The sequence below is a fragment of the Thalassotalea sp. 273M-4 genome, from assembly GCF_041410465.1.
Lineage (GTDB): Bacteria > Pseudomonadota > Gammaproteobacteria > Enterobacterales > Alteromonadaceae > Thalassotalea_A > Thalassotalea_A aquiviva.
On the sequence record NZ_CP166961.1, the window covers coordinates 1,724,113 to 1,748,369 of the forward strand.

The window sequence follows — 24,257 nt, forward strand, 5'->3', positions numbered from 1 at the left end:
CTGATTAAAAATCAGTTGAACTTTTGAACATCACTTTAACCTTGTGATCCCAATTAAGACGGCAATAATACCACCAACCATACCGAGCCAGGCTTCTATAGGAACCTCGCCACTGATTGCTTCTGAAAGTTGTGAACTCGGAGAGTCATAAATGTTGTAGCCCCATAAAGCTAAGGCTACCCCCGCAATAATAAGTACAATCCCAATAATCTTGTTGTTCATTGTTACTCCAAATAGTAATTAAATTAATCGAGAACCCAATACCACATGATTTGAGAGGCACATCACGATGTTAAAACACTTAAAGTTTCATATCTTAATGTGAGACAACATACGTAACTAGTCTGTGCTAAGCGAAGCATTAAACATAGATCACGTTCCCTTAATTAAAGCCGATGCCATTGATTTTGTAAAAATTATCGATTTTTTAATGTTAACGTGCAGATTGAAGAAATTTAGATAACCATATTGGCCAACGATTAATCAGCAAATATAAAGGCTAGGATGAACAATAACAGAACCGCTTTACATGCCCCTGTAAAGTATTTTTTCCAAGTAAAAACGCTGCTCCCCAAAAGTCACAGCGTTAAGGCAAAATGAGATAAATTAACATTACGGTTGAAAGAACAATTTAGCCTCTCGTATGAATATAAACGGCTAATTTATTCTTTCATCGTTGTTTTCGTTTTATTAAAGGCGAGTTTTATAAACCACTGAATAAGTTTGAGCAGAAAATATAATACCGCACTAATAATCGCAACATAAATAAAGGTTGGAACAAACCAACTGATAGCGGTATCGTAAACAAAGTGCCAGTTTGTGCCCTGTTGATCATGAAAAATACCGCCTGGGTTTTCAAGCCACTCCCAAATAACAATAATTAAGGTCAACACTATTGAGACCACAAATGCAGTCATTAACGAAAATTGCCAAAACGAATTCTTTATTGTTGAAAATTTCACCGCATTTTCCTTTGTGAGTAAAGCCTTTCCTGGGTTGGAGAACGATGCTGTCAGCAAAAAATTTCCAACTTTTTCTATTTAAAACAACAATAACATAAGTGAGGTTAAAGGAAAGGTTCTATTCGCCCTCGGTCAAAATCACATTAACCTTTGCTGCTAACTGACGCATCTCTTTCCAAGGACGATATTCTGTTGACTGATACCACTTTTTAAATTGTGCGATACTGGGAAATTCATGCACGACCATAAGGTTACTTTCCCAATCACCCTCTAAAATTTCACCCTGACATCCTTTAACTAAGAATTTACCGCCAAACTTTTCAAGCGTGGGAATATGACCATCAACATAGTGATTAAACTTTTCTTGATCATAAATTCGAACAATTTGCACAATGTTGTATGCCTTTTTCATCTCTTTTCTATTCCATCATCTCGTTTAATTGCGATTAAAAAGCTGAATTTGGTTGCTCAAGAAATGCTAATTCTTGCGCTGATGATTTACGTGCGAGGATCTGATTTCTGTGTGGGTAACGACCAAACCTATCAATGATGACTTTGTGTTTTAATTCGAACTCCAAACTGCTTTCATTGCCTAATGATTGAAATAATGTGACCGCTTGTTGATGAATTTTTTCAGACTCGCTGTGCATGAAAGGCATATACAAAAAACTGCGCTGTACAGCTGATAATTTCGCGTCAAAATTTTTCGCTATAGCAACCTGAGCAAGCGCTAAAGCCATTGGATCACTGGCAAACGATTCAGGTTTATTGCGATAGATATTCCGGGAAAACTGATCAAGAATAATCACTTCAGCTAAGCTGCCCACAGCATTTTCACGCCAAGTGTAAAGTTCACCGGCTTTGGCTTGAGTGTGCAGTTGCGCAAATCGAGATTGAATGAGTTGATCTAATTGATCATCTTTTTGCCACCATTGCTTTGGTTCAAGTTCCTCAAACCAAAACGCAATAATTTCTTTATACATTACCCACTCCGTATTCAATTTAGATTTAACAACCTAAGCCTAGATCACTTTCTGCGGTAATTAAATGAAAAGATGAAAACCGTTTTTAGCCATTAAAACAAGGGGAGCAAAGGTAATTCGGACAGTGTAAGGCGTGGTAAAATAAGCAATAAAAAAAGGATCTGATGAGCAGATCCTTTTCAATATCAGGAATATCCCTAAGTTATAACTTTATGCTCGTAAAGCTTTAGCCATTAACCTAATTGGGTTAATCCACCCATATATGGTTGAAGCACCGTTGGCACCTTAACGCTACCATCTGCTTGTTGATAGTTTTCTAAAATGGCCACTAAGGTACGACCAACCGCTAAACCAGAACCATTTAGGGTGTGCAGCAATTCTGGCTTATTGTTTTCGTTACGAAAACGCGCTTGCATACGTCGTGCTTGGAAATCCCCCATGTTTGAACAAGAAGAAATCTCACGATAAGTGCCTTGCGCAGGAAGCCATACTTCAATATCGAAGGTTTTGGTTGCACTAAAGCCCATATCGCCAGTACACAGACTCACTGTTCTGTACGGTAGTTCTAATAATTGCAGCACTTTCTCGGCATGCAAGGTCAACTCTTCTAACGCATCAAATGAGGTTTCAGGTTTAACCAATTGCACCAATTCCACTTTATCAAACTGATGCTGACGAATTAAGCCTCGAATATCACGACCAGACGAGCCTGCCTCACTACGAAAACAGCTCGATAACGCCGTTAACTTAATTGGTAACTCGGCTTCATCGACAATTTCATCACGCACTAAATTGGTAAGTGGTACTTCTGCGGTTGGGATCAATGAGAATTTCTTGTTACTCAAATCGGTGTGAAATAAATCTTCACCAAATTTTGGCAACTGACCCGTGCCGTACAATGAGTCGTGATTGACCAATAATGGTACATTCGCTTCGTTATAACCGTGTTGTTCGGTGTGCAGGTCTAGCATGAATTGTCCAATGGCACGATGTAAACGAGCCATTTGCCCACGCATCACAACAAAACGAGTACCTGACAATTTAGCACCGGCTTCAAAATCAAGACCTTTATCAAGGGCTGTGGCAATGTCGACGTGATCTTTTACGTCAAAATCAAATTCACGAGGAGTACCCCAACGACGTATTTCTACGTTATCGTTTTCATCTTTTCCATCAGGAACCGATTGATCTGGGAGGTTTGGAATTTTAGATGCGATTTCATCAATCTTAGCTAAAATCACATTTAGCTCTTCTTTAGCCGCATCAAGCTGGCTACCTAGCTCACCTACTTCGGCTAATAATGGTTGAATATCTTCACCACGTGCCTTAGCTTGGCCGATAGATTTAGAGCGAGTATTACGTTGGTTTTGTAACTCTTGGGTGCGAACTTGCAATTCTTTACGTTCTTCTTCTAAAGCCGTAAGTGCTTGCGTATCAAGAGTAAAGCCGCGTCGGGCTAATAAGTCTGCAGTGTTTTGTAAGTCTGCTCTTAGCAATTTTGGATCAAGCATGATTTGTCACTTGTTATTTATTTACTACACAAAAACATTCCTAAACCCGCTGCTAATAAACATAGCACCACATTTAGTAAAACGTTTAACATGGCTTTTAAAATATCTCCCTGTTGTATTAACAACAAGGTATCTAATGAAAACGTTGAAAAGGTGGTTAATGCGCCCAAAAAGCCAACACCAATTAAAGTGCGATATGGCACAATCTCTAACACACCGGATTCAATGAGTCCGTATAAAGCCCCCATGATCAAAGAACCCGTTATATTAACGATCAAGGTGGCAAAAGGGAATCCCTTTCCGAACCAATTTAAGACTAATTGACCAATATAAAACCGTAAACAGGCGCCAGTAGCTCCTCCAGCGGCAATATATAGGTAAATAAGGCCATTATTAATCAAATTCTATTCCTGTTTGCTGATTTAAGCTATTGAGATAATCAATTTTTTCTTGTAGCTTGCGCTCTAGACCGCGATCGGTCGGATGATATAAGTCTAATTCTCCTAGTTGTTCAGGAAAATAAGTTTGACCGGGGGAAAAAGCGCCTGGTTCGTCATGAGCATAACGATATTCTCGGCCATGGCCCATGTTTTTTGTTAACTGTGAGGTTGCATTTCGAAGATGAATAGGCACCTCCATATGGCCAGTATCTTTAGCGAGTGCGCGAGCCGCTTTAAAGGCGGTATAAACGGCATTAGACTTGGGAGCTAATGCCATATAAACCGCGGCTTGTGCTATGGCTCTTTCACCTTCACTTGGTCCAACTCGATGGTAAATATCCCACGCATTAACCCCTAATTGCATGGCTCTAGGATCGGCATTTCCGACATCTTCACTGGCAATCGCTAGCAAACGACGACAGACATATAACGGATCGCCACCGCCTTCTAAAATACGACTGTACCAATATAAAGCCGCATTGGGGTTAGAGCCGCGAACGGATTTATGAAAAGCACTGATCAAATCGTAAAAGTGATCACCGCCTTTATCATATAAAGCCTGTTTTTCGCCGGCAACTAAATTTACTGTGGCCAAAGAAATATGAATTGTATCTTGGCGATTCTCAGCTAAGTCAATGCAATTTTCCAGTAAATTTAATAACCGTCTGGCATCACCATTAGCTAATGCTATGAGCGACTCTTGCGCTTTGTCTTCGAGCTGAACGCTGTACTTACCAAACCCGCGTTCTGGATCTGTTAATGCTTGTTTTAAAACGGTTTCAAGCTCGCTAACGCTCAGTCTTTTAAGTAAGTATACGCGCGCTCGAGACAACAAGGCTTGATTTAGTTCAAAGGCTGGATTTTCCGTGGTCGCACCAATAAAAGTGATGGTGCCATCTTCAATGAACGGCAAAAAAGCATCTTGTTGTGACTTGTTAAATCTGTGCACCTCATCAACAAACAAAATAGTGCGGCGGTTTTTCGCTTGCGCATTCATTTTAGCTTTTTCAATCGCCGAGCGGATCTCTTTCACCCCGGAAGTAACCGCAGAAATACGTTCAATTTCTGCATTAGCATAATGGGCAATAATCTCTGCTAATGTGGTTTTGCCCGTACCCGGCGGTCCCCAAAATATAAGAGAGTGACAATGACCTTGCTCTATCGCTATCCGAAGTGGCTTCCCTATCGCCAATAAATGTTGTTGGCCTATATATTGTTCAATTGTTTTGGGGCGCATACGCGCTGCTAAGGGGGCAAATTGCTGGTTTTGCCCCTCGTTTTGAGCATCGTTTTGATCATCAAAACCAAAAGAAAATGAGCCGTTATCGTTGGTCATCAAAGTCCACGCCTGCAGGCAATTCAAAGGTAAAGACATTGTCGTTTGGTAATGGTGAGGTCACCACGTTCGATAAATCAAACTGACTCGTTTGCCCCGTCGCATCAACAATCGTAAAGGCGGTAATAGTGTCGTTTGCAAAAACTAACTTTAACGATTTAACTTGGGCTTCATCGTTTAACGACAAAATTTCATATTCATTGTCTTTAATTAACGATACTTGATAATCTTGCCAGGTTTTCTTTGAAGTATCACTTAATAATAAAATCGGGGTATTGGTAACCGCATTGCTTATACTAAACGCTGATACTTGCTCAACAAATGGGTTATAAAACCAAAGTGTATGACCATCACTAATAACAAGAGTTTCATCCGGTTGCTGGGTTTCCCAATAGATTAAATTAGGTCGTTTTACCACAAGTTTACCTTGGCTTTGTTGCAAGACATTGCCATCGTTGTCCAAAACAAGTTGCTTAAACATCGAGCTAAAGCCTTTGTTTTTATCAAGTTTTTGTCTTAACTGCTGTTTTAAATGCTCAGCGTTAGTGATGACCACAGCTTGAGTCTCTCGCTCAGGTGTTGCGACTTCGGCATAACTAAAAAAAGAACAAGTCGCGATAATGGATACGGGTAATAATTTTTTAAAATACATCTAAGGTTCTCTATCGAATTAATTTTTTACTGGCGGTGGCGCTAAAACTTCACGATTACCATTGTGCCCCGGAGGACTTACAACACCTGAGGCTTCCATTTGTTCAATCAATCTGGCTGCTCGGTTATAGCCAATTCGAAACTTACGTTGTACCCCAGAAATGGACGCTCGGCGACTTTCGGTAACATGGGCTAATGCCTCATCGTATAACACATCAAGTTCTTGCTCTTCTGACTCTGAAACTTCACCCGGTAGTAAATTATCTTCGGTGGTTTCGCCAGACAAAATTTCCTCAATGTAACTTGGTTTGCCGCGTGATTTCCAATCATTTACCACGGCATGAACTTCATGGTCGTCTACAAAGGCCCCTTGTGCCCTTAGCGGAATACTAGTCCCTTGAGGTAAGTAAAGCATGTCACCATGGCCCAGTAATTGTTCCGCACCTTGCTGATCTAAAATGGTTCTCGAATCCACACGCGAAGACACCGTTAACGCCATTCGAGTTGGAATATTCGCTTTGATCAGGCCGGTGATCACATCCACTGATGGGCGCTGAGTTGCTAAAATTAGGTGAATACCGGCAGCACGTGCTTTTTGTGCAATGCGCGCGATAAGCTCTTCAACCTTTTTACCGACAATCATGATCATGTCGGCAAATTCATCAACCACCACCACAATACTTGGCAGTTTCTCAAGTTCTGGGGCTGAGTCCAGCATATTGTCACCCGGTTTCCATAATGGACAGGTAATAGGCTCACCGGATTCTATCGCTTGCTTAATTTTTTGGTTATAGCCTTTTAGGTTTCGAACCCCTAGGGCTGACATCAGTTTATAACGTCTTTCCATTTCACCAACACACCAACGAAGGGCATTAGCCGCATCTTTCATGTCGGTAACAACTTCAGATAATAAATGTGGGATACCCTCATAAATAGAAAGTTCCAACATTTTTGGATCAATCATGATAAAGCGCACATCTTCAGGAGTTGATTTATACAACATCGAGATGATCATGACATTTACCACCACCGATTTACCAGAGCCCGTGGTGCCGGCAACCAGCAGGTGTGGCATTTTAGCCAAATCGGCCACAATGGGATCGCCAGCGATGTCTTTACCGACAACCATGGCCAGTGACGATTTAGAATTAACAAAATCGTCGCACTCTATAACTTCACTTAAGTGCACCATTTCACGGTATTTATTTGGAATTTCAAGACCAATAACCGATTTACCCGGAATAACTTCCACAACACGAACACTGGCAGCCGATAAAGCACGTGCTAAATCTTTTGATAAATTAGTAATTTTGCTGACTTTAACCCCTGGGGCTAAATCAAGTTCAAAACGGGTAATAACAGGTCCTGGTAACACAGCAACAACTTCGGCTTGTACCCCATAATCCATCAATTTGGCCTCGACCAAGCGCGACACCTGTTCTAACTCATCTGGGCTAATTGGGTTTTTAGTTCGATGTGGTTTATCCAGTAACTCAATTGTTGGCATGCCCTTGTATTTGTCAAATGGCGTGTCACCCTTAGTAGCTGCCCCCTGACTTTGGCTTGCAACAGGCTTATCATCTGGTACATCAAGCTTTTCGACATTTGAAAAGGCAGCGTCTAATTCGCCCTCGGAAAACTCTTCATCGATGTTAAATACCGCAGATTCATCCATTAAATCGTCTATATCGACAAAATCATCATCCAATGATGGCGCCTGCACTATACTCGAATCCTCATCTATCACCTCATTAAAGGTGTTTGCTTCGATAGTATCCATGTTGGCAGAATCCATACTGTCAGCTGAAAATAGGCTTTGAGCACTGTCTTCTATCTCAAGTTCAGTCTCTGTAATTAACTCATTTTCTTTACCAGCTGAGGTAACCAAAGGCGAGTCGACTTGTTGCTCGCTATCTGTGGAGTTCGCAAGGGTTGGATCTTTTGCCGTAACAGTACCCACTTTTTCAGGGGCTGATGCAAACTTGTCTTTAAGGCTCAGACCTAGATGGTATAAAGCAAAAGCTACTGCAATGGCCTTTTCTCCAATGTAGTCAATGATCATAAACACTGACCAACCAGTGACAAGAACAAATCCTGAGCAAGTTAGCACTAAAAATAGAAGGCTTGAGCCAATGTAATTTAAAAACGGCAATAAGCTAATGTATACGTAGTCCCCTACCACCCCACCAGCAGAAAACCCGTATATATCGCTAAAGTTCATACTGAAAATAGCGGTGATACCAATATAGAAAAACAGTCCCCCTAATAATTTAAGACCGAGGGTAAAGAAATCTATTTGGAATAAAAGATGGACACGTTGAAACAACACCCAACCAAGAAGCGCCAGTACAAATGGGAAGGTAAAGGCTATTTTACCAAACGTAAAAAACAGAATGTCGGACATGTAAGCGCCCCAGACACCCCCTGCATTTTTAATGTCGGCATGATACGCCGTTTGCGACCATCCAGGATCGGCTTGATCGAAGCTCAGTAAACAAACCACCAAATAGATGGAAAAAATACTGGTAAATATTAACCCAGTCTCAAGTAAACGCTGAGTTCCGGTAAGTTTTGTAGATTCTGAATCAGACAAAGTATTGTTCCGCGTATTCATTTTTATTGTATCTTTCTTAAATTAGCAGAATTTAGGGTAGGATAACATAGTTGTATCCGACCATTTTTATGCTTGGTTACTTTATGGGTAATTTATTACCTGCTTTCACCTCTTCCATCACCACATAAGTGCGCGATTCACTGACAAAGGGCAATGTCAGTAAGGTATCGCCTAAAAGATTACGATAGGCTTGCATATCCGATACCCGGGTCTTTAATAAGAAGTCGAATTTACCCGATACCAAATGGCACTCTTGGATCACATCCACTTTTTGAACGGCTTTAGAGAATTCTTCAAATACATCTGGTGATGTTCGGCTTAACGTTATTTCGACAAACACCAGTAATGAAGCCCCTAAGTACTGAGGGTTTAAATTTGCACTATAACCACAAATGATGTTGTTTTTTTCTAGGCGTCTTACCCTTTCTAAACAAGGCGTTGGGCTTAAACCGACCCGCTTAGAAAGTTCGACATTAGACAACCGTCCATTTTGCTGTAATTCAAACAGAATGTTGCGGTCGATTCTATCCAGTTGATAATTATTCACGCACTACCAAATATTATTCTAAAAATTCTAAATTAACCGATATTTTTATCTATTTAACCCCAAAATACAACACTATATCCTTTCAAATAGGAGATATACTTGCCGATAATTTTACACACGTACTTTCAGAGAGAAAAATTATGATTATTGGTGTACCAAAAGAAATAAAAAATCACGAATACCGCGTTGGCATGGTGCCAGCAAGCGTACGTGAACTTATTGCACATGGTCATTCTGTTTTTGTAGAGCATAACGCTGGTATTGGCATTGGTTTTACTGACGAAGATTACATTAATGCCGGCGCTGAAATTTTAGACACTGCAGCCGAAGTATTCGCCCGTGCAGAGATGATTGTTAAGGTTAAAGAACCACAAGCTGTTGAACGAGCAATGTTACGCGAAGGTCAAATCTTATTCACTTACCTACACTTAGCTCCTGATCTTGCACAAACCGAAGATTTAATTAAGTCTAAAGCCGTATGTATCGCCTACGAAACCGTAACCGATGTAAACGGTGGATTACCTCTGCTTGCGCCAATGTCAGAAGTTGCTGGTCGAATGTCAATTCAAGCAGGTGCTCAGGCATTAGAAAAATCAAACCTAGGTCGCGGCATGCTTTTAGGCGGTGTTCCAGGTGTTGAACCGGCTAAAGTTGTTGTTATTGGTGGTGGCATGGTTGGTAACAATGCTGCTCAAATGGCTGTTGGTATGGGCGCTGAAGTTGTTGTCTTAGACAGAAACATCAATGTTTTACGTCGTCTTGATGCCCAGTTTGGTAACAAAGTAAAAGCTATTTACTCAACCGCTGATGCATTAGAAAAACACGTGTTAGAAGCTGATCTGGTTATTGGTGGTGTATTAATTCCAGGTGCAGCTGCCCCTAAATTGGTTACAGCAGAACACATCAAGAACATGAAACCTGGCTCAGCAATTGTGGATGTTGCGATTGACCAAGGTGGTTGTATTGAAACGTCGAAAGCGACAACACACGCAGAGCCTACTTACATTGTCGATGACGTTGTCCACTACTGTGTTGCTAATATGCCAGGCGCGGTACCTCGTACTTCTACTTTTGCGCTTAACAACGCAACCTTGCCATACATCATTAAATTGGCAAACAAAGGTTACAAAGAAGCTTTATTAACAGATGAGCACTTCTTAAACGGCTTAAACGTTATTGACGGTAAAGTAACTTGTGAAAGCGTTGCACAAAGCTTAGGCTTTGAATTTGTTGAACCAAAAGTTGCACTTTCATAAAATTGATCTTTAAATTTAAAAGCGCAGTATTGTTACTGCGCTTTTTTTTTATTGTTACCCTTGTATTATTTGCTTAGAATCCCAATCAACTAAGCATTAACATTTTTTATTCTCTTGGAGTTGTACATGAGTGATGCAAGACATTGCCCTCTTTTGATTTTAGGCTCTGGCCCTGCCGGTTATACTGCTGCGGTTTATGCTGCTCGAGCAAACTTAAAACCTGTGATGATCACAGGTATGCAACAAGGTGGTCAATTAACCACAACCACCGACGTCGAAAACTGGCCAGGTGATGCAGATGACTTAACCGGTCCTGCTCTTATGGAACGTATGCAAAAGCATGCTGAAAAGTTTGATACTGAAATTATCTTTGATCACATTGACGAAGTAGACTTCTCGCAAAAGCCATACAAATTAAAAGGCAGTGCCGGTAGTTACACCTGCGATGCGTTAATCATTTGTACTGGGGCGTCGGCTCAATATCTTGGTTTAGAATCAGAAACTGCGTTTATGGGTAAAGGTATTTCTGCCTGTGCAACCTGTGATGGTTTCTTTTATCGTAATCAGAAAGTGGCTGTTGTTGGTGGTGGTAATACCGCTGTTGAGGAAGCTTTATACTTAGCGAATATTGCTTCTGAAGTTCACCTTATCCACCGTCGTGATACTTTTAGAAGTGAAAAAATCTTAACCAAACGTCTGATGGACAAGGTAGAAAATGGCAATATCATTTTACACCTTGACCGCACATTAGACGAAGTCCTTGGTGACGACATGGGCGTGACTGGTTTACGATTAAAAGACACTAAGTCAGATGCGACCGAAGAAATTGATGTTGCGGGTTGTTTCATTGCCATTGGGCATAAACCTAATACCGATATTTTTGCCGGCCAACTTGATATGAAAGATGGTTACTTAACCATTCAAAGCGGTACTCATGGTAATGCAACACAAACCAGCAAAGAAGGTATTTTTGCCGCTGGCGATGTTGCTGACCATATTTATCGTCAAGCGATCACATCTGCTGGCTCAGGTTGTATGGCCGCCTTAGATGCTGAGCGTTACCTAGACGCACAATAAACCTTTATTGAGCATGTTATGAGTCAGATCCTTTATTCATTAAACGACAAGGATCTGGCTTTTCCACATCCCGAACATGCCCTGCAAGAACCCAATGGCTTACTTGCCATAGGGGGCGATTTGTCTTCTGCCCGTTTAATTCGCGCTTACCGCCAGGGTATTTTCCCTTGGTACAGCGATCACGATCCCATTTTATGGTGGAGCCCAGATCCTAGAGCAATAATCTATTGCCAACAAATAAGGGTAAACAAAACCCTAAAAAAGTTTGTTAAAAAATCGCCATATCACATTACCATTAATCAAGCATTTGAACAGGTCATTAATAATTGCTCTGATGCGCCATTTCGGAACGATGATACCTGGATATTGCCTGAAATGTTAAACGCGTATCTAGAGTTGCATAAGTTAGGGATTGCGCATTCCATCGAAGTGTGGGAGCAAGGTCACTTAGTCGGTGGTTTATATGGCGTTGCTATAAACGGTGCTTTTAGTGGTGAGTCGATGTTTTATCGAAAACCTAATGCGTCTAAAATCGCGTTATTGGCTCTTTGCCAACATTTACAAACCATAAACATCGAATTAATTGATTGTCAGTTGCAAAATCCTTTTTTACAATCGATGGGCGCCATTGAAATTTCGCGCGCAGACTATTTAAAACACTTAAACAAACTCGTGCAGCAGGCGATAGATGATGACTTTTGGTGTCCAAAAGAGTTACAACTAAACTATGGCTGAAAATAAATATTTTCAATTTGGTTTAACCAAAAACTTTGATTGCAATTATTTGCCCAATCAACAAGAAAGATTGATTGTGGTCACCAATGAAAGTGATTTAAATAACGAAAATTATCAACGGCTACTTATGGCCGGTTTTCGGCGCAGCGGCGATCAAGTTTATCGCCCTCACTGCATAGCCTGTAAAGCCTGTGAATCGTTGCGCGTTCCAGTTAAACGCTTTAAGCCTAGTCGAAGTCAAAAGCGTTTGTTAAATAGTAATCGTCACCTAACCATTAAGGTAGCAACCATATCTGGAACCGCCTATTACCCCTTGTATGAAAAATACATTAATACCATTCATCAAGATGGCAGTATGTATCCAGCGACGAAAGAGCAATATCAAGGTTTTCTTTTCAGTACTAAGTTAAGCCAGTTTTTTATCGAAATTTATGATCAAAGTAAACTGATTGCGGTGGCTGTTTGCGATCATTTACCCGATGCATTGTCCGCCTTATATACTTTCTACGACCCAGACTATCATAGGTTATCCTTAGGAAAATTTGCTATTTTAATGCAATTAGAATTAGCCGAACAACTGGGCAAAGAATTTGTTTATTTAGGCTATCAAATTGATGACTGTGCGAAAATGAACTACAAAAAAGCATTTTACCCACATCAGCGCTTACAAAACGAGCAATGGGTCGAATTTCATAAATAACCCAACAAAGCAATTTTTAGACGCGACAGAGTGTATGTTGATAAAAAACTTTCCACTTTTGGGTTTAGAGTTGATAATTTCCTTTACAAATCGCTTGGATTTCGGCATTATCTGCGCAGAATTTTAAATTAGTCTTTATTAGAGGTTTAACGCCCAATGGCGAAAGAAGAAAATATTGAAATGCAAGGTACAGTATTAGATACATTACCTAATACTATGTTCCGTGTTGAATTAGAAAATGGGCACGTTGTAACAGCACACATCTCCGGCAAAATGCGTAAAAACTACATCCGTATTTTAACAGGTGATAAAGTCACTGTTGAATTAACACCTTATGACTTATCAAAAGGTCGCATTATTTTCCGCGCCAGATAATAATGACTGCTTTCAGCATATGCTGAAAAAAAACCTCGCTAAATGCGAGGTTTTTTTATGACTTTTTAAGTTGATACTGGTGCCCAACTAATACCAGATAAATACTATTGCACGTATGGTGTTGGTGATTTAAATGATGCCAACATGGCATCTACCATCAATTGAATTTTGGCTTGTTTTTCATTAACCGAGATATTCTTTTTAACCGGTTTTGACTCCACTGCACGCCAAATTGAACGATTAGACTTTGGATCGATAAAGTCAATGATCACGGTCCCTTCGACATAATTGCGAACATCAATATCTGTGGTGTGAAAACCAAACGTGCCACGACAATGCCAGCAGTTATAAAAACCAGTATTATAAGTACGAACCTGTGTTTTATCTTTACTAGTAATTAAATACTTAACCCAAACATCTGCTTCTTCTTTTTTATCGACACCAACCATAGACTTGCGTTCGAGAGCATGGTCTATGGCTTTTACTAGCCGTTGATGATCCAAGTCGCTAACGTGTTTGTTTAAATTGTCTGTTGTCGGATCAGTTTTTGATGTGGCCAAAATATGATAGCTTTGAACCGCATTAAAATTATACTCTGGATTAAAATCCACCTCAGGGTTATAGGTTGTTGAACAACCAGTGACGAATACGAATAAAGCGACGGTCTTTAATATATTGTTTAGCATATTACTTCTCATAAATATGTTTTAAGATAAATTACGATTACATCCTATCGTAGGTATTTTAGCTTTCGGGTTGTAGCATATCGATAAACTGTTGTGATTCTGCTATCGATTTATTCATGTCATTTATTAACACTTCGACATCGGCCTTTATCGACTCGTATTCACCTTGTAAAGCACCAATCGCTCGCGCGTTGAGGTTATGCTTTAAATAAAGTGTATTGTCTTTTAATGCCGTTAGCACTGGCTCCATTCGACTTGATGCCTTTCTCATTGACTTAATCAGGGTATTATACTGACGATTTGTATTAACCAATTTGCTTTGGCTTTTTCGTTTTAATGAGGCGCTACTGTACTCATTAATTTCCGTTTGCCATTCTTCAAACAACGCACCAGCAACGTCTTCTATGGCGTCAATACGTTCGGTTACATCATCTGCTGCGGCTTTACTTGCTTCGTATTGCTCATTAGTCGCGTCGTATTGCGCTTGTAAATCGCCACCCTCAAATTTGATCAGTTGGCTAAGTTGGTCAAGGGCAGAAGTAAACTGTTGTTGAGCTTCAACTTGTGACTCTTGAGCGGCCTCGACCCTATCAAGCATAATATCACGTTTATGAACCCCGACTTTTTCCATCGCAGAATAATATGCCGATTGGCATCCTACTAATAATAAGACCATAGCAATGGCCAAAATGTTTCTGTTAATATGCATAAATATCCCCAATGTGTTTTGCTCTATTAGATTATGGCGCAAATTATTGGTTTCGTTAGGCAACTAGCTGTTTGCCAATTGCATCAATGAGTCCCCAGTCAATCGATAACCTACCCATTCATTTAAAGGTTTCGCCCCTAATGATTGATAAAAGTCGATAGCGGGTTGGTTCCAATCTAATACATTCCATTCAAAACGTCCGCATTGTTTCTCTACAGCAATTTTAGCAAGATGTTTCAATAATGCCTTACCAGCCCCGCCCCCTCGATGCTCAGGGCTCACGTATAAGTCTTCCAAAAATAGCCCGTTTTGACTTAACCATGTTGAATAATTAAAGAAATAAACGGCAAACCCCACCGCGACCCCGGCTTTTTCGCAGATCAGAGCTTTGGTTACCGAATCGGCACTAAAAATGGATGCCTGTATACTGTCTTCAGTTGCCTGAACCTCATGTTCAGCTTTTTCAAATATCGCTAATTCTCGAACAAAGTGTAAGATGGTGGCCGCGTCTGTTACCACTGCGTCGCGAATAACCAAGTCGTTCATGCTAGGATTTACCTCAATGTGATTGAATAAATTGATTTTTATTATAAATGTAAACGTTACCCTGTTTGGCTAAATCACTCAAGCCATATATCGTTTCTTCGAGCAAGGTTCTTAGCTTAAAGTAAGATTTATGGTGAACTTTTTTGTCTTAGATCGCGTTTATCATCAGTTAATAGATATTACTGATAAAAACCTTAATCAAAGACATTTAAAATAAAAAATTAAATTCAACATGTATCGGCATTACCACTTCAGGTATAGTGCTGGTTAATAAAAGAATAAACATTAAGAGAGAATCATAAATGAAAGTATTAGCTTTTGCTGCTAGCAATAATCCAAATTCCATTAATGCCCAATTAGCCTTATTTGCCGCATCTCTGGTTAATAATGCAGAAATTGAAACCCTTAATATCCACGACTATGAGCTACCTCTGTTTAGTCACGAAAGAGAAGATGAATTAGGGCAGCCCGAGTTAGCCAAAAACTTTTTCGCTAAAATAGGTCAAGCCGATGCCATTATCATCTCTTTTGCTGAACACAATGGCTCGTACACCGCAGCCTTTAAAAATTTATTTGATTGGACGTCAAGAATTGATCGTAATGTATACCAAGATAAACCGGTATTAATGTTGGCTACTAGCCCAGGGCCGGGCGGCGCTCAAAATGTATTAGCCAGCGCGGTCACTTCAGCCCCCTACTTTGCCGCCAAGGTTAAGGGAAGCTTATCGCTACCAAACTTTTTTGATAACTTCGATCAACAAACCCAAACCATTACCAACGATGACTTTCTAGCGCAATTAAAAGTTCAGGTTGATCAATTAACCAAACCTTGATCAAGCCTTAGTCAAGCTTCAATCGAAGCCCAATCAAAGCTTTTAGCACCTCAATCGGGAGGTGCTTTTTTCAAAATTTGTTTAGTTGGCCGAAACCTCTATATAACCGCGCGATTTCCCCACACTGTTGTCTTGTTCTAGCATGGCGTTAAATAATAAAGAAACAGGCACCCACGTTGGCGGGTATTTATGGGCTGCTGTATCCATAATCAGTACCAGATCGTTTTGTTGATGAAATGCCACAATAGGTGATATATGACCAACTCTGCCTTGCCCAAGAGCTTCTCGCTGATAGTTAACTAAGATAAAATCATGCTCGTTTTGAAGATTATCCCTTAATACCTGCCTAAATAAGTCTAGCGATGAATCACTGGCATAATATGTTTTAACGGGTTTACCATAAGCCAATAAAAAACCCGTTAAGTCAGATAACGACATTCCAGTGAAGGTCACTTGCCACCTTGATTTGATATTATTGGTGTTCGCATTAAAAAAATTAATTTGGTCTGTTTTTTCACCAAGAGCGTTTAGCACCATAGCACCAGATGCAACACCACAATAACTCACCGTGCTTTGGGCAATAAAATGATTATCTATTAAGGCATAATCTTGTTTAAAGTCGGCCTGTTCAAGCAGTTTTAATCCCAGCTCAGAGTTTAATGAAATTAATTCATCCGGCAGGTTTTGTAAATTCTGATGAGGATATAAGTTCCAACCAATAAAGCCGACAAGACCAATAAGTAATATTATCAATGTGATACAGAGTATTTTTAAAGTTTTGGTTATAAAGTGCATTGCTAACATATATTCATTAAAAGTATCGGGATGTTTATCGATGTTTTGCTAATAACGGTTTGTTATTATCTTTTTGATTAATAACGCAGCAACTAATGCCATAGGTAGATAAGCAAAAACAATATCAACAATCACAAACCACAGTGGTGCAGGGATCATAAATGCTGAAGTTATTCCACCCGCTAAAAAGACGCAACCAACGACAATGGCCATATAAACAGGGTAACTGGCCGCAATTAAAAAGGCACACAAAGCACCAACAAAGGTACCGACAGCATGGCCAATAAATGGAAAGAGAAAATGTTTAGGTTCAAATAAATGAATGGATTGGGCAATTGACTTCATATTAGTGACGTCAACACCTGCTGGCGCAGGGATCATGCTAGGACCGAAACTGACAATCGATATATTAACGAAGCCACCAACAATAATTCCAACAATTATCGCCATTACATTACGAATAATATTCATAAAGCCTCGAAGCTCGCTTATGGTAATGCTAAGCACGCTTTAGATTAAATAAACTTGGCTATGATATTAGTTGATTATTAAATTTTATCAAAAACAATCAATGAGATATTTTATCTTTAAGATAATATTTATGGAATAGATTAAGATGGGATTATGAATATCGTAAGAAGAAATTGGAGCGGCTAACGAGACTCGAACTCGTGACATTCACGTTGGCAACGTGATGCTCTACCAACTGAGCTACAGCCGCTTAATTATGTCCCTTTACATTCGATGCAGATTTTCTTTAAAGAATGGTACCCGGGGCCGGACTTGAACCGGCACGTCCGTTAAGACGAGGGATTTTAAATCCCTTGTGTCTACCAATTCCACCACCCGGGCGCAGGGTTAGTCTTTTTATAGTAAGGATTGGTACCCTACTTGTTTATGAATACATAAACGAAATTGGAGCGGCTAACGAGACTCGAACTCGTGACATTCACGTTGGCAACGTGATGCTCTACCAACTGAGCTACAGCCGCATTGTTGTACAATAAATAATGGAGGCGGGTCCCGGAGTCGAACCGAGGTCCACGGATTTGCAATCCGCTGCATAGCCACTCTGCCAACCCGCCAGATATTTACCATACGAAATTTGGAGCGGCTAACGAGACTCGAACTCGTGACATTCACGTTGGCAACGTGATGCTCTACCAACTGAGCTACAGCCGCTTAATTACATCCCTTTCCATTCTCTGCAGTTTTTCTTTAAAGAATGGTACCCGGGGCCGGACTTGAACCGGCACGTCCGTTAAGACGAGGGATTTTAAATCCCTTGTGTCTACCAATTCCACCACCCGGGCGCAGGGTTAGTCTTTTTATAGTAAGGATTGGTACCCTACTTGTTTATGAATACATAAACGAAATTGGAGCGGCTAACGAGACTCGAACTCGTGACATTCACGTTGGCAACGTGATGCTCTACCAACTGAGCTACAGCCGCATCGCAGAGTTACTATTGATATTGAAATGGTACCCGGGGCCGGACTTGAACCGGCACGTCCGTTAAGACGAGGGATTTTAAATCCCTTGTGTCTACCAATTCCACCACCCGGGCATGATACCTTTCGGCCTTTTGCCCTGACATCTTTCAATAATCAAGTAGTAAAAAAGTAGATTGGAGCGGCTAACGAGACTCGAACTCGTGACATTCACGTTGGCAACGTGATGCTCTACCAACTGAGCTACAGCCGCTTTATATAATCTATATTTTATTTGAAATTGGAGCGGCTAACGAGACTCGAACTCGTGACATTCACGTTGGCAACGTGATGCTCTACCAACTGAGCTACAGCCGCATATTTCAAATTATACACCAACAGTTTTGTTTGATGAAATGGTACCCGGGGCCGGACTTGAACCGGCACGTCCGTTAAGACGAGGGATTTTAAATCCCTTGTGTCTACCAATTCCACCACCCGGGCAGAATGGAGGCGGGTCCCGGAGTCGAACCGAGGTCCACGGATTTGCAATCCGCTGCATAGCCACTCTGCCAACCCGCCGATTTCATCAACAAGCTGGTGATGTACTTCCCTAGTTAAATTGGAGCGGCTAACGAGACTCGAACTCGTGACATTCACGTTGGCAACGTGATGCTCTACCAACTGAGCTACAGCCGCTTTCAATTGCTGACGTCCTGTCAACGGATGTGCATTCTACATCGTTCTATTGATGAGTCAACACTTTAATTTCATTTTTTTACTGACTGCTCAAAATACAGCTAACTTGCCGAAATTTTAGCTAAAGTCACGATTATTATGCTTATTTTTCGCCCGATAATTCAGGCCATGATGCTTTTAAATATTGAAACATAGAAACAAAAGCAAATAATGTTGCAACAAAATAAAACGCCCAAGCTAAATAAATCAAAATAAAGCCCGGTAAATCAAAAAGAACCAGAGGTACGTCATAGGTAGGGTTCCATATTAACCCCATTATAGCCAACATTTGTGCGGCTGTTTTCCATTTACCTAAATCGGATACGGCAACATTATTGCGTTTACCTAAATCGGCCATAAATTCGCGTAATGCCGTTATCACAATTTCACGCGCAATCATAATAAGAGCAGGAATGGTAACCCAAAGGCTTTGGTATTCAATAACAATCAGCACTAATGCAATCGTTACCATGAGTTTGTCGGCTATGGGGTCGATAAAGGCACCAAAGGCACTGGATTGTTGTAATTTGCGGGCAAGATAACCGTCTAAGGCATCACTGATAGAAGCAAACCAAAAAATCACAAAGGCAGCAAAATTTGCCCAGTTCTTAGAATAATCCTCGGGCATTAAGTCATGAAAGTAATACACCAGTACAAAAACTGGAATTAATATAATACGAAATAGCGTTATTTGATTTGGTAAAGTCCACATAAGTCAAAACTGTTTTTTATTTTTACGACATTGTACATGATGTTTAGTTATTTTCATGCAAGGATTGATAAATATTTTTTGCTAATGCTTTACTGATCCCCGGCACCTTAGTTAATTCATCTTCACTGGCTTTCTTTACTTCTTGCAAGCCGCCAAGATATTTTAGCAATGCCTGACGCTTTTTCGCGCCAATGCCTGGGATCTCTTCCAAACTCGATTTTTTTGCCTGTTTACCCCGTTTAGCTCGGTGCCCCGCAATGGCAAACCGATGTGACTCGTCACGAATATGTTGCACTAAATGCAATGCGGGTGATGTAGCTGGTAACGAAATTAATTGGTGACTGCCCGCCATAATCAAGGTTTCTAACCCGGGTTTGCGTGATTCACCTTTTGCCACACCAATTAATAATGGGGTTTTCTCAATATTAAGATCATTAAAGAAACTTTCAGCTCGTGCTAACTGCCCTTTCCCCCCATCGATAAACACTATATCAGGCAGTTTGTCTAAGTCTTTCATTTTGCCATAACGTTTATTTAAGGCAAAAGACATGGCAGCGTAGTCATCACCTGGGGTAATACCGACAACATTATAGCGTCTATAGTCACTTTTTAACGGGCCTTCGGTATTAAACACCACATTAGATGCAATGGTTTGTTGGCCCATGGTATGACTGATATCAAAACACTCAATTCGTTCAATCGGTTTGCCTAGATCAAAGACTTGATTAAGCTCATTAAATCTTGCTTGCATCGACTGCTTATGGCTATTTTTAACTTGCAGAGCATTCTGAGCATTGGTGTTGGCAAGGTTAAGATATTTTGCCCGTTCCGTTCTTACCTTTACCGCAAGTTTTACTTCTCTTCCAACCTGTTGACTTAATAGCGAAGCCAATTCATTTTTTGCTGATATGTCCATGGGTAAAATAATTTCTTTGGCTATATTACCCTGATCAACGCCCTCACCTAAATAATGTTGCGCTATGAAAGCACTAATAATTTCTTCATCAGAGGTATCATTGGGAATGGTTGGAAAATAGCTTTTACTGCCCAATATTTTATGATCGCGAATAAACAGCAAATGCATGCAAGCTTGGTTTTTAAAGCGGAAATATCCAACAACATCTAACTCTGATGCCATCCCAGTCACAAATTGCTGTTGCTGAACTTTGCGCAAGGTTGCTATTTGGTCGCGAAAATGGGCCGCTTGTTCAAACTCAAGCTTGATACTGGCTTGTTCCATTTTACCGACCAAGACGTTTATCACTTGATCGTTTTTCCCTTTTAAAAACATTCTCGCCAAATCAACTTGTTGCTTGTACTCATCTTGACTAATTTTATCAACACAAGGGGCCGAGCAACGTTTTAATTGATACTGCAAACATGGGCGTGAGCGAGCGCGATAATAACTGTCTTCACATTGCCTTATTGGAAACAATTTTTGCATTAAGCGCAGACTTTCCCAAACCGAGCCAATCGTTGGAAACGGACCAAAATATTCACCTTTTATGCGTTTTCCACCTCGATGCGAGGTTAGCCGAGGATGTTTATGATCGGTAATTAATAAATAAGGGTAGGATTTATCATCTCTTAATAAGACATTGTATTTGGGTTGATATTTCTTAATATAATTATTTTCAAGGATTAATGCTTCACCCTCAGTGTGGGTTAAAGTCACATCAATCGCGTGAATTTGTCTGACCAAGGCTCGGGTTTTCACACTACCAAGGTCTTTGCGAAAATAACTGGCGAGACGTTTTTTTAGGTTTTTAGCTTTGCCAACATAAATCACCTGTTGATTTACATCGTACATACGGTATACACCGCTTTGCTCACTAACACTGGCTAAAAAAGCCTTATATTCGAAGGCTTGTTCGGATGGATTAATAGCTTGGTCTGTCATCCACTTTAAAATCCTTTCGAATCTAACATACCATACCGAATCGCAATGTGAGTCAGTTCGACATCATTAGATACAGACAGTTTTTCAAACATCCGATAACGATAGCTGTTTATCGTTTTACTGCTTAAATTCAACTGTTCGGAAATCGTAATGACTTTTTCACCTCGGGTGATCATCATCATGATTTGCAACTCTCGTTCCGAAAGCGTGCTAAATGGGTTAGTATCACTGTCTTGAAATTGACTAAGCGCCATTTTTTGAGCAATTTCAGAGGTTAAATAGCGCTGACCGGATTTTACCGCTTTGATTGCGTGGATCATTTCTTCAGGCCCAGCTGCTTTGGTTAAGAACCCTGACGCGCCAATTTGCATCACTTTGGTCGGAATGGGTTCTTCAACTTGAACGGTTAAAAACAACACTTTAACGTCCGGTGAATAGCGTAAAATCTTTTTGGTTGCTTCCATACCACCAATGCCGGGCATATTAAGATCCATAAGAACCACATCGGGTGTATGTTGACGACAATACTGAACAGCTTCTTCACCTGTAGATGCCTCACTCACCACCTCTATACCTTTTGCATCTTCTAATAATCGTTTAATGCCAGTACGAACCAAGTCATGATCATCTACCAATAATACTTTGATCACTTTTCTCTTCCTTATCACCTTAATATGAAATTGCTTTTACAAGCAGCATTGTAGCGTAATCCAACATCTTAGGTCATGATTAAAATGTTTATTTAACGCGATTATAATGCCCAAGTTTTAGCGAACACTTGTTTACAGCTTATTTTCTGTAAGCCAGTTGTTCAACAACCCAATTTGGCCATTTTTATAGGCGGCATAAGTGATCCGCATAGCATTAGACAAAATTGTGCTGTCGGTCCAACCTGTTTGCGCGCTGATGTTCTCATAGCACTCCATAGCTTCTGCTGAAAGGTAACCTCTAACTTCTTTTTTTCCAACGTTTTTTTGACGCTCTCGATACCTTTTCTGTTTTTCAGCATTGGTCAGAGCTGTTTTAGGCTTTTTATTTGGCATAATACTCTCTACTTGTTGCAATGTATTCTTATGGTTACGCATAACTAAAAAAATTGCAATTAATAAAAAAAGTTGTTGTCTGGCGTACGCGTGTACGCTAAAGTTCAAGCTACAAGTGTTCACTGAAAGAACAACAATTATCGCCCTTTCATCAGAAAAAATTAGAGCAAATATGGATCAACACAATACTATAAGCCCAGCAGATGCGGCAGAAATTGATACAAACTATGAAACTTGGACTCCTATGGAACCACAAAATTCTTACGATAAAGAAGGCTTGATTAAAGCAGGCACGGGTGAATTATTCGGCCCTGGTAACTCTAAACTTCCATCTGACAACATGTTGATGATGGATCGCATCCTTAAAATCACCGAAGACGGTGGTCAATATGGTAAAGGCGAGATCATTGCCGAATTAGACATCAATCCTGATCTTTGGTTTTTCGATTGTCACTTTAAAGGCGACCCAGTTATGCCTGGTTGTTTAGGCTTAGATGCAATGTGGCAATTAGTTGGTTTTTATTTAGCATGGTCAGGTGGCCCAGGCAAAGGCCGAGCACTAGGTGTAGGTGAAGTAAAATTCACTGGTCAAATTTTACCAACGAATAAAAAAGTTACCTACAAAATAGACTTAAAACGCGTTATTAAGCGTAAACTATTTATGGGCATTGGCGATGGTACGGTTTCGGTCGATGGTAAAGTTATTTACACTGCCACCGATTTGAAAGTGGGTTTATTTACCGATACTTCATCGTTTTAATCTAAAGATAGAGAATATATCTGCCTCATTTTGTCTAAACATTAACAAACCAAGAGGCTCGCCATTTACCTTTCTTGTATTTGGTATGGCGTTATCAAAAAAGAAAAAGGGTTATGAAATAACATTCATAGCCCTTTTTGTATAAGCGTTTTGTGGCACCTGGAGTCATTAACTAAGTTAGAAAAATAAAGTCGTCATAGCATAACGCTTTTGAATGGACTTCCTCCAGTTTCAAAGTGACTTTAATGTCGCTTGTGTGTCACTCTCTACCCATTAACAATATCTAATATACGTGCATTTGATCCCAAGCCGAGCCGAATTCATCAAATGATTAAGGTGATAACAACCTATTCCGTTGCATTGCGTTTTAAATTGAGCCTATTTAGACCAAGAGTTGTCATTAAAGCGAGCCATCAATTTGACGCTACAATAATGGATGCTTGAAGGTTTATTCTGTTATTGTGGATCGGATTACAATTCAATCCGTGGTTCCGTTTTAAATGCCAATTAACACTAAATTAGTCTAATATTTAATTCACTTAGTATGGATTCTCGATAAATGGCAGGTGTACTGTGGATCTTCAACAAAAAGATAAAGGTGTTATTGCCGTGATATTAAAGCGTTTTGAAACAGAGCGCTTAGCAAAAGTAAAAAAGTTGCAAGCGAAAGTCGACGCTGGTGGCGTGTTAGATGAGTACGATACAGCCTTTTTACAGCAAGTTTTTGACGATGCGCATCAAGTGATGGATGTGGTTAAGCGTCATCCAGAATACGGTAAATTAGCCAAAGGCATATTACAGATGTACAACGACATCATGTCTAAGTCGCAGGAAAATAGCAAATAGCAATTGACTATTGTTCACCCTTTTATGTCTTTTGCCTGATGAAGTTACGCAAGTTAACTTCAGCTGGCAAAT

The 24,257-nt window shown here is 40.2% G+C and carries 27 protein-coding genes and 13 tRNA genes; 8 read left to right on the forward strand and 32 right to left on the reverse strand.

Features of this window, described 5'->3' with window-relative positions:
• Window positions 1-30: 30 nt before the first annotated feature.
• The 10 genes from ACAY00_RS07820 to lrp form a co-directional block, all read right to left on the reverse strand.
• Window positions 31-222 carry a DUF3185 family protein gene (locus ACAY00_RS07820; protein ID WP_371372228.1) on the reverse strand — a complete coding sequence of 64 codons (192 nt, stop codon included), beginning with the start codon at window positions 220-222 and terminating at the stop codon, window positions 31-33.
• 440 nt (window positions 223-662) lie between these two features.
• Window positions 663-962, reverse strand: a complete 300-nt coding sequence (locus tag ACAY00_RS07825) for a hypothetical protein (RefSeq protein WP_371372230.1) — start codon at window positions 960-962, stop codon at window positions 663-665.
• 118 nt (window positions 963-1,080) lie between these two features.
• On the reverse strand, window positions 1,081-1,374 hold the full coding sequence (locus tag ACAY00_RS07830; RefSeq protein WP_371372232.1) for a DUF1330 domain-containing protein: 294 nt from the start codon (window positions 1,372-1,374) through the stop codon (window positions 1,081-1,083).
• A 34-nt stretch (window positions 1,375-1,408) separates the two neighbouring features.
• Window positions 1,409-1,945 (reverse strand): DUF924 family protein, encoded by a 537-nt coding sequence (locus ACAY00_RS07835; RefSeq protein ID WP_371372234.1) that lies wholly within the window; start codon window positions 1,943-1,945, stop codon window positions 1,409-1,411.
• A 233-nt stretch (window positions 1,946-2,178) separates the two neighbouring features.
• Entirely contained in the window at window positions 2,179-3,456 is a 1,278-nt protein-coding gene (gene serS / locus ACAY00_RS07840; RefSeq protein ID WP_371372236.1) for a serine--tRNA ligase, read from the reverse strand.
• Window positions 3,457-3,473: 17 nt separating this feature from the next.
• Window positions 3,474-3,854, reverse strand: coding sequence for a fluoride efflux transporter CrcB (gene crcB / locus ACAY00_RS07845; RefSeq protein ID WP_371379622.1), 381 nt, complete (start codon window positions 3,852-3,854; stop codon window positions 3,474-3,476).
• Window positions 3,850-5,232 carry a replication-associated recombination protein A gene (locus ACAY00_RS07850; protein WP_371372238.1) on the reverse strand — a complete coding sequence of 461 codons (1,383 nt, stop codon included), beginning with the start codon at window positions 5,230-5,232 and terminating at the stop codon, window positions 3,850-3,852. The genes crcB and ACAY00_RS07850 overlap by 5 nt, the downstream gene beginning before the upstream one ends.
• Complete coding sequence (gene lolA, locus ACAY00_RS07855; RefSeq protein ID WP_371372240.1) at window positions 5,219-5,884, reverse strand: outer membrane lipoprotein chaperone LolA; 666 nt, start codon at window positions 5,882-5,884, stop codon at window positions 5,219-5,221. The genes ACAY00_RS07850 and lolA overlap by 14 nt, the downstream gene beginning before the upstream one ends.
• Window positions 5,885-5,902: 18 nt before the next feature.
• Entirely contained in the window at window positions 5,903-8,497 is a 2,595-nt protein-coding gene (locus ACAY00_RS07860; RefSeq protein ID WP_371372242.1) for a DNA translocase FtsK 4TM domain-containing protein, read from the reverse strand.
• Window positions 8,498-8,573: 76 nt separating this feature from the next.
• Complete coding sequence (lrp, locus tag ACAY00_RS07865; protein ID WP_371372244.1) at window positions 8,574-9,044, reverse strand: leucine-responsive transcriptional regulator Lrp; 471 nt, start codon at window positions 9,042-9,044, stop codon at window positions 8,574-8,576.
• Window positions 9,045-9,184: 140 nt separating this feature from the next.
• On the opposite strand from lrp, the gene ald reads away from it, so the two are divergent.
• The 5 genes from ald to infA all read left to right on the forward strand — a co-directional run bounded on the left by ald (window position 9,185) and on the right by infA (window position 13,187).
• On the forward strand, window positions 9,185-10,300 hold the full coding sequence (ald, locus tag ACAY00_RS07870) for an alanine dehydrogenase (RefSeq protein WP_371372246.1): 1,116 nt from the start codon (window positions 9,185-9,187) through the stop codon (window positions 10,298-10,300).
• Window positions 10,301-10,426: 126 nt separating this feature from the next.
• Window positions 10,427-11,377, forward strand: a complete 951-nt coding sequence (gene trxB / locus ACAY00_RS07875) for a thioredoxin-disulfide reductase (protein WP_371372248.1) — start codon at window positions 10,427-10,429, stop codon at window positions 11,375-11,377.
• 18 nt (window positions 11,378-11,395) lie between these two features.
• Window positions 11,396-12,112 (forward strand): leucyl/phenylalanyl-tRNA--protein transferase, encoded by a 717-nt coding sequence (aat, locus tag ACAY00_RS07880; protein WP_371372250.1) that lies wholly within the window; start codon window positions 11,396-11,398, stop codon window positions 12,110-12,112.
• Window positions 12,105-12,812, forward strand: coding sequence for an arginyltransferase (locus tag ACAY00_RS07885; RefSeq protein WP_371372252.1), 708 nt, complete (start codon window positions 12,105-12,107; stop codon window positions 12,810-12,812). The genes aat and ACAY00_RS07885 overlap by 8 nt, the downstream gene beginning before the upstream one ends.
• Window positions 12,813-12,968: 156 nt before the next feature.
• The gene (gene infA, locus ACAY00_RS07890; protein ID WP_011043571.1) at window positions 12,969-13,187 is read left to right on the forward strand and encodes a translation initiation factor IF-1; all 219 of its coding nucleotides are present in this window, start codon (window positions 12,969-12,971) and stop codon (window positions 13,185-13,187) included.
• Window positions 13,188-13,291: 104 nt separating this feature from the next.
• Here infA and ACAY00_RS07895 read toward each other — a convergent pair whose 3' ends face one another.
• The 3 genes from ACAY00_RS07895 to ACAY00_RS07905 form a co-directional block, all read right to left on the reverse strand.
• On the reverse strand, window positions 13,292-13,873 hold the full coding sequence (locus ACAY00_RS07895) for a DUF4136 domain-containing protein (RefSeq protein WP_371372255.1): 582 nt from the start codon (window positions 13,871-13,873) through the stop codon (window positions 13,292-13,294).
• A 58-nt stretch (window positions 13,874-13,931) separates the two neighbouring features.
• Window positions 13,932-14,582 carry a DUF2959 domain-containing protein gene (locus tag ACAY00_RS07900; protein ID WP_371372257.1) on the reverse strand — a complete coding sequence of 217 codons (651 nt, stop codon included), beginning with the start codon at window positions 14,580-14,582 and terminating at the stop codon, window positions 13,932-13,934.
• Window positions 14,583-14,645: 63 nt separating this feature from the next.
• Entirely contained in the window at window positions 14,646-15,128 is a 483-nt protein-coding gene (locus tag ACAY00_RS07905) for an N-acetyltransferase family protein (RefSeq protein WP_371372259.1), read from the reverse strand.
• 302 nt (window positions 15,129-15,430) lie between these two features.
• Between ACAY00_RS07905 and ACAY00_RS07910 the strand changes: the two genes are divergently transcribed.
• Window positions 15,431-15,961, forward strand: coding sequence for an NADPH-dependent FMN reductase (locus tag ACAY00_RS07910; RefSeq protein ID WP_371372261.1), 531 nt, complete (start codon window positions 15,431-15,433; stop codon window positions 15,959-15,961).
• 81 nt (window positions 15,962-16,042) lie between these two features.
• Here ACAY00_RS07910 and ACAY00_RS07915 read toward each other — a convergent pair whose 3' ends face one another.
• From ACAY00_RS07915 to ACAY00_RS08005, 19 genes are all read right to left on the reverse strand, one after another.
• Entirely contained in the window at window positions 16,043-16,714 is a 672-nt protein-coding gene (locus ACAY00_RS07915; RefSeq protein ID WP_371372263.1) for a phytochelatin synthase family protein, read from the reverse strand.
• A 90-nt stretch (window positions 16,715-16,804) separates the two neighbouring features.
• Window positions 16,805-17,227 carry a hypothetical protein gene (locus tag ACAY00_RS07920; RefSeq protein ID WP_371372265.1) on the reverse strand — a complete coding sequence of 141 codons (423 nt, stop codon included), beginning with the start codon at window positions 17,225-17,227 and terminating at the stop codon, window positions 16,805-16,807.
• Window positions 17,228-17,401: 174 nt separating this feature from the next.
• Window positions 17,402-17,477, reverse strand: a tRNA-Gly gene (locus ACAY00_RS07925).
• 44 nt (window positions 17,478-17,521) lie between these two features.
• A tRNA-Leu gene (locus tag ACAY00_RS07930) sits at window positions 17,522-17,608 on the reverse strand.
• Window positions 17,609-17,672: 64 nt separating this feature from the next.
• Window positions 17,673-17,748 (reverse strand) — tRNA-Gly (locus ACAY00_RS07935).
• Between the two features lie 19 nt (window positions 17,749-17,767).
• Window positions 17,768-17,841: transfer RNA gene (locus ACAY00_RS07940), tRNA-Cys, on the reverse strand.
• Window positions 17,842-17,862: 21 nt separating this feature from the next.
• Window positions 17,863-17,938: transfer RNA gene (locus ACAY00_RS07945), tRNA-Gly, on the reverse strand.
• Between the two features lie 44 nt (window positions 17,939-17,982).
• Window positions 17,983-18,069, reverse strand: a tRNA-Leu gene (locus ACAY00_RS07950).
• Window positions 18,070-18,133: 64 nt separating this feature from the next.
• Window positions 18,134-18,209, reverse strand: a tRNA-Gly gene (locus tag ACAY00_RS07955).
• Window positions 18,210-18,236: 27 nt separating this feature from the next.
• Window positions 18,237-18,323 (reverse strand) — tRNA-Leu (locus ACAY00_RS07960).
• Between the two features lie 61 nt (window positions 18,324-18,384).
• A tRNA-Gly gene (locus tag ACAY00_RS07965) sits at window positions 18,385-18,460 on the reverse strand.
• A 28-nt stretch (window positions 18,461-18,488) separates the two neighbouring features.
• A tRNA-Gly gene (locus tag ACAY00_RS07970) sits at window positions 18,489-18,564 on the reverse strand.
• Between the two features lie 39 nt (window positions 18,565-18,603).
• A tRNA-Leu gene (locus ACAY00_RS07975) sits at window positions 18,604-18,690 on the reverse strand.
• Window positions 18,691-18,694: 4 nt separating this feature from the next.
• A tRNA-Cys gene (locus tag ACAY00_RS07980) sits at window positions 18,695-18,768 on the reverse strand.
• Window positions 18,769-18,809: 41 nt separating this feature from the next.
• Window positions 18,810-18,885: transfer RNA gene (locus ACAY00_RS07985), tRNA-Gly, on the reverse strand.
• A 142-nt stretch (window positions 18,886-19,027) separates the two neighbouring features.
• Window positions 19,028-19,636 (reverse strand): CDP-diacylglycerol--glycerol-3-phosphate 3-phosphatidyltransferase, encoded by a 609-nt coding sequence (pgsA, locus tag ACAY00_RS07990; RefSeq protein WP_371372267.1) that lies wholly within the window; start codon window positions 19,634-19,636, stop codon window positions 19,028-19,030.
• A gap of 43 nt (window positions 19,637-19,679) precedes the next feature.
• Complete coding sequence (gene uvrC, locus ACAY00_RS07995; protein WP_371372269.1) at window positions 19,680-21,536, reverse strand: excinuclease ABC subunit UvrC; 1,857 nt, start codon at window positions 21,534-21,536, stop codon at window positions 19,680-19,682.
• Between the two features lie 5 nt (window positions 21,537-21,541).
• A complete protein-coding gene (gene uvrY / locus ACAY00_RS08000; RefSeq protein ID WP_371372271.1) occupies window positions 21,542-22,186 on the reverse strand; it encodes a UvrY/SirA/GacA family response regulator transcription factor in 645 nt (214 codons plus the stop codon).
• Between the two features lie 132 nt (window positions 22,187-22,318).
• On the reverse strand, window positions 22,319-22,579 hold the full coding sequence (locus ACAY00_RS08005) for a hypothetical protein (protein ID WP_371372273.1): 261 nt from the start codon (window positions 22,577-22,579) through the stop codon (window positions 22,319-22,321).
• A gap of 244 nt (window positions 22,580-22,823) precedes the next feature.
• Between ACAY00_RS08005 and fabA the strand changes: the two genes are divergently transcribed.
• Both fabA and ACAY00_RS08015 read left to right on the forward strand, forming a co-directional pair.
• Entirely contained in the window at window positions 22,824-23,339 is a 516-nt protein-coding gene (gene fabA / locus ACAY00_RS08010; RefSeq protein WP_371379625.1) for a bifunctional 3-hydroxydecanoyl-ACP dehydratase/trans-2-decenoyl-ACP isomerase, read from the forward strand.
• Between the two features lie 573 nt (window positions 23,340-23,912).
• Window positions 23,913-24,185, forward strand: a complete 273-nt coding sequence (locus tag ACAY00_RS08015; RefSeq protein WP_371372275.1) for a hypothetical protein — start codon at window positions 23,913-23,915, stop codon at window positions 24,183-24,185.
• Window positions 24,186-24,257 lie beyond the last annotated feature (72 nt).

What these genes read in the sequence shown, in the direction of transcription:
- ACAY00_RS07820 (WP_371372228.1), bottom strand. Translation starts at nt 222, where the DNA reads ATGAACAACAAGATTATTGGGATTGTACTTATTATTGCGGGGGTAGCC.
- ACAY00_RS07830 (WP_371372232.1), bottom strand. Translation starts at nt 1,374, where the DNA reads ATGAAAAAGGCATACAACATTGTGCAAATTGTTCGAATTTATGATCAA.
- ACAY00_RS07835 (WP_371372234.1), bottom strand. Translation starts at nt 1,945, where the DNA reads ATGTATAAAGAAATTATTGCGTTTTGGTTTGAGGAACTTGAACCAAAG.
- serS (WP_371372236.1), bottom strand. Translation starts at nt 3,456, where the DNA reads ATGCTTGATCCAAAATTGCTAAGAGCAGACTTACAAAACACTGCAGAC.
- ACAY00_RS07850 (WP_371372238.1), bottom strand. Translation starts at nt 5,232, where the DNA reads ATGACCAACGATAACGGCTCATTTTCTTTTGGTTTTGATGATCAAAAC.
- lolA (WP_371372240.1), bottom strand. Translation starts at nt 5,884, where the DNA reads ATGTATTTTAAAAAATTATTACCCGTATCCATTATCGCGACTTGTTCT.
- ACAY00_RS07860 (WP_371372242.1), bottom strand. Translation starts at nt 8,497, where the DNA reads ATGAATACGCGGAACAATACTTTGTCTGATTCAGAATCTACAAAACTT.
- ald (WP_371372246.1), top strand. Translation starts at nt 9,185, where the DNA reads ATGATTATTGGTGTACCAAAAGAAATAAAAAATCACGAATACCGCGTT.
- trxB (WP_371372248.1), top strand. Translation starts at nt 10,427, where the DNA reads ATGAGTGATGCAAGACATTGCCCTCTTTTGATTTTAGGCTCTGGCCCT.
- aat (WP_371372250.1), top strand. Translation starts at nt 11,396, where the DNA reads ATGAGTCAGATCCTTTATTCATTAAACGACAAGGATCTGGCTTTTCCA.
- ACAY00_RS07885 (WP_371372252.1), top strand. Translation starts at nt 12,105, where the DNA reads ATGGCTGAAAATAAATATTTTCAATTTGGTTTAACCAAAAACTTTGAT.
- infA (WP_011043571.1), top strand. Translation starts at nt 12,969, where the DNA reads ATGGCGAAAGAAGAAAATATTGAAATGCAAGGTACAGTATTAGATACA.
- ACAY00_RS07895 (WP_371372255.1), bottom strand. Translation starts at nt 13,873, where the DNA reads ATGCTAAACAATATATTAAAGACCGTCGCTTTATTCGTATTCGTCACT.
- ACAY00_RS07900 (WP_371372257.1), bottom strand. Translation starts at nt 14,582, where the DNA reads ATGCATATTAACAGAAACATTTTGGCCATTGCTATGGTCTTATTATTA.
- ACAY00_RS07905 (WP_371372259.1), bottom strand. Translation starts at nt 15,128, where the DNA reads ATGAACGACTTGGTTATTCGCGACGCAGTGGTAACAGACGCGGCCACC.
- ACAY00_RS07910 (WP_371372261.1), top strand. Translation starts at nt 15,431, where the DNA reads ATGAAAGTATTAGCTTTTGCTGCTAGCAATAATCCAAATTCCATTAAT.
- ACAY00_RS07920 (WP_371372265.1), bottom strand. Translation starts at nt 17,227, where the DNA reads ATGAATATTATTCGTAATGTAATGGCGATAATTGTTGGAATTATTGTT.
- pgsA (WP_371372267.1), bottom strand. Translation starts at nt 19,636, where the DNA reads ATGTGGACTTTACCAAATCAAATAACGCTATTTCGTATTATATTAATT.
- uvrC (WP_371372269.1), bottom strand. Translation starts at nt 21,536, where the DNA reads ATGACAGACCAAGCTATTAATCCATCCGAACAAGCCTTCGAATATAAG.
- ACAY00_RS08005 (WP_371372273.1), bottom strand. Translation starts at nt 22,579, where the DNA reads ATGCCAAATAAAAAGCCTAAAACAGCTCTGACCAATGCTGAAAAACAG.
- fabA (WP_371379625.1), top strand. Translation starts at nt 22,824, where the DNA reads ATGGAACCACAAAATTCTTACGATAAAGAAGGCTTGATTAAAGCAGGC.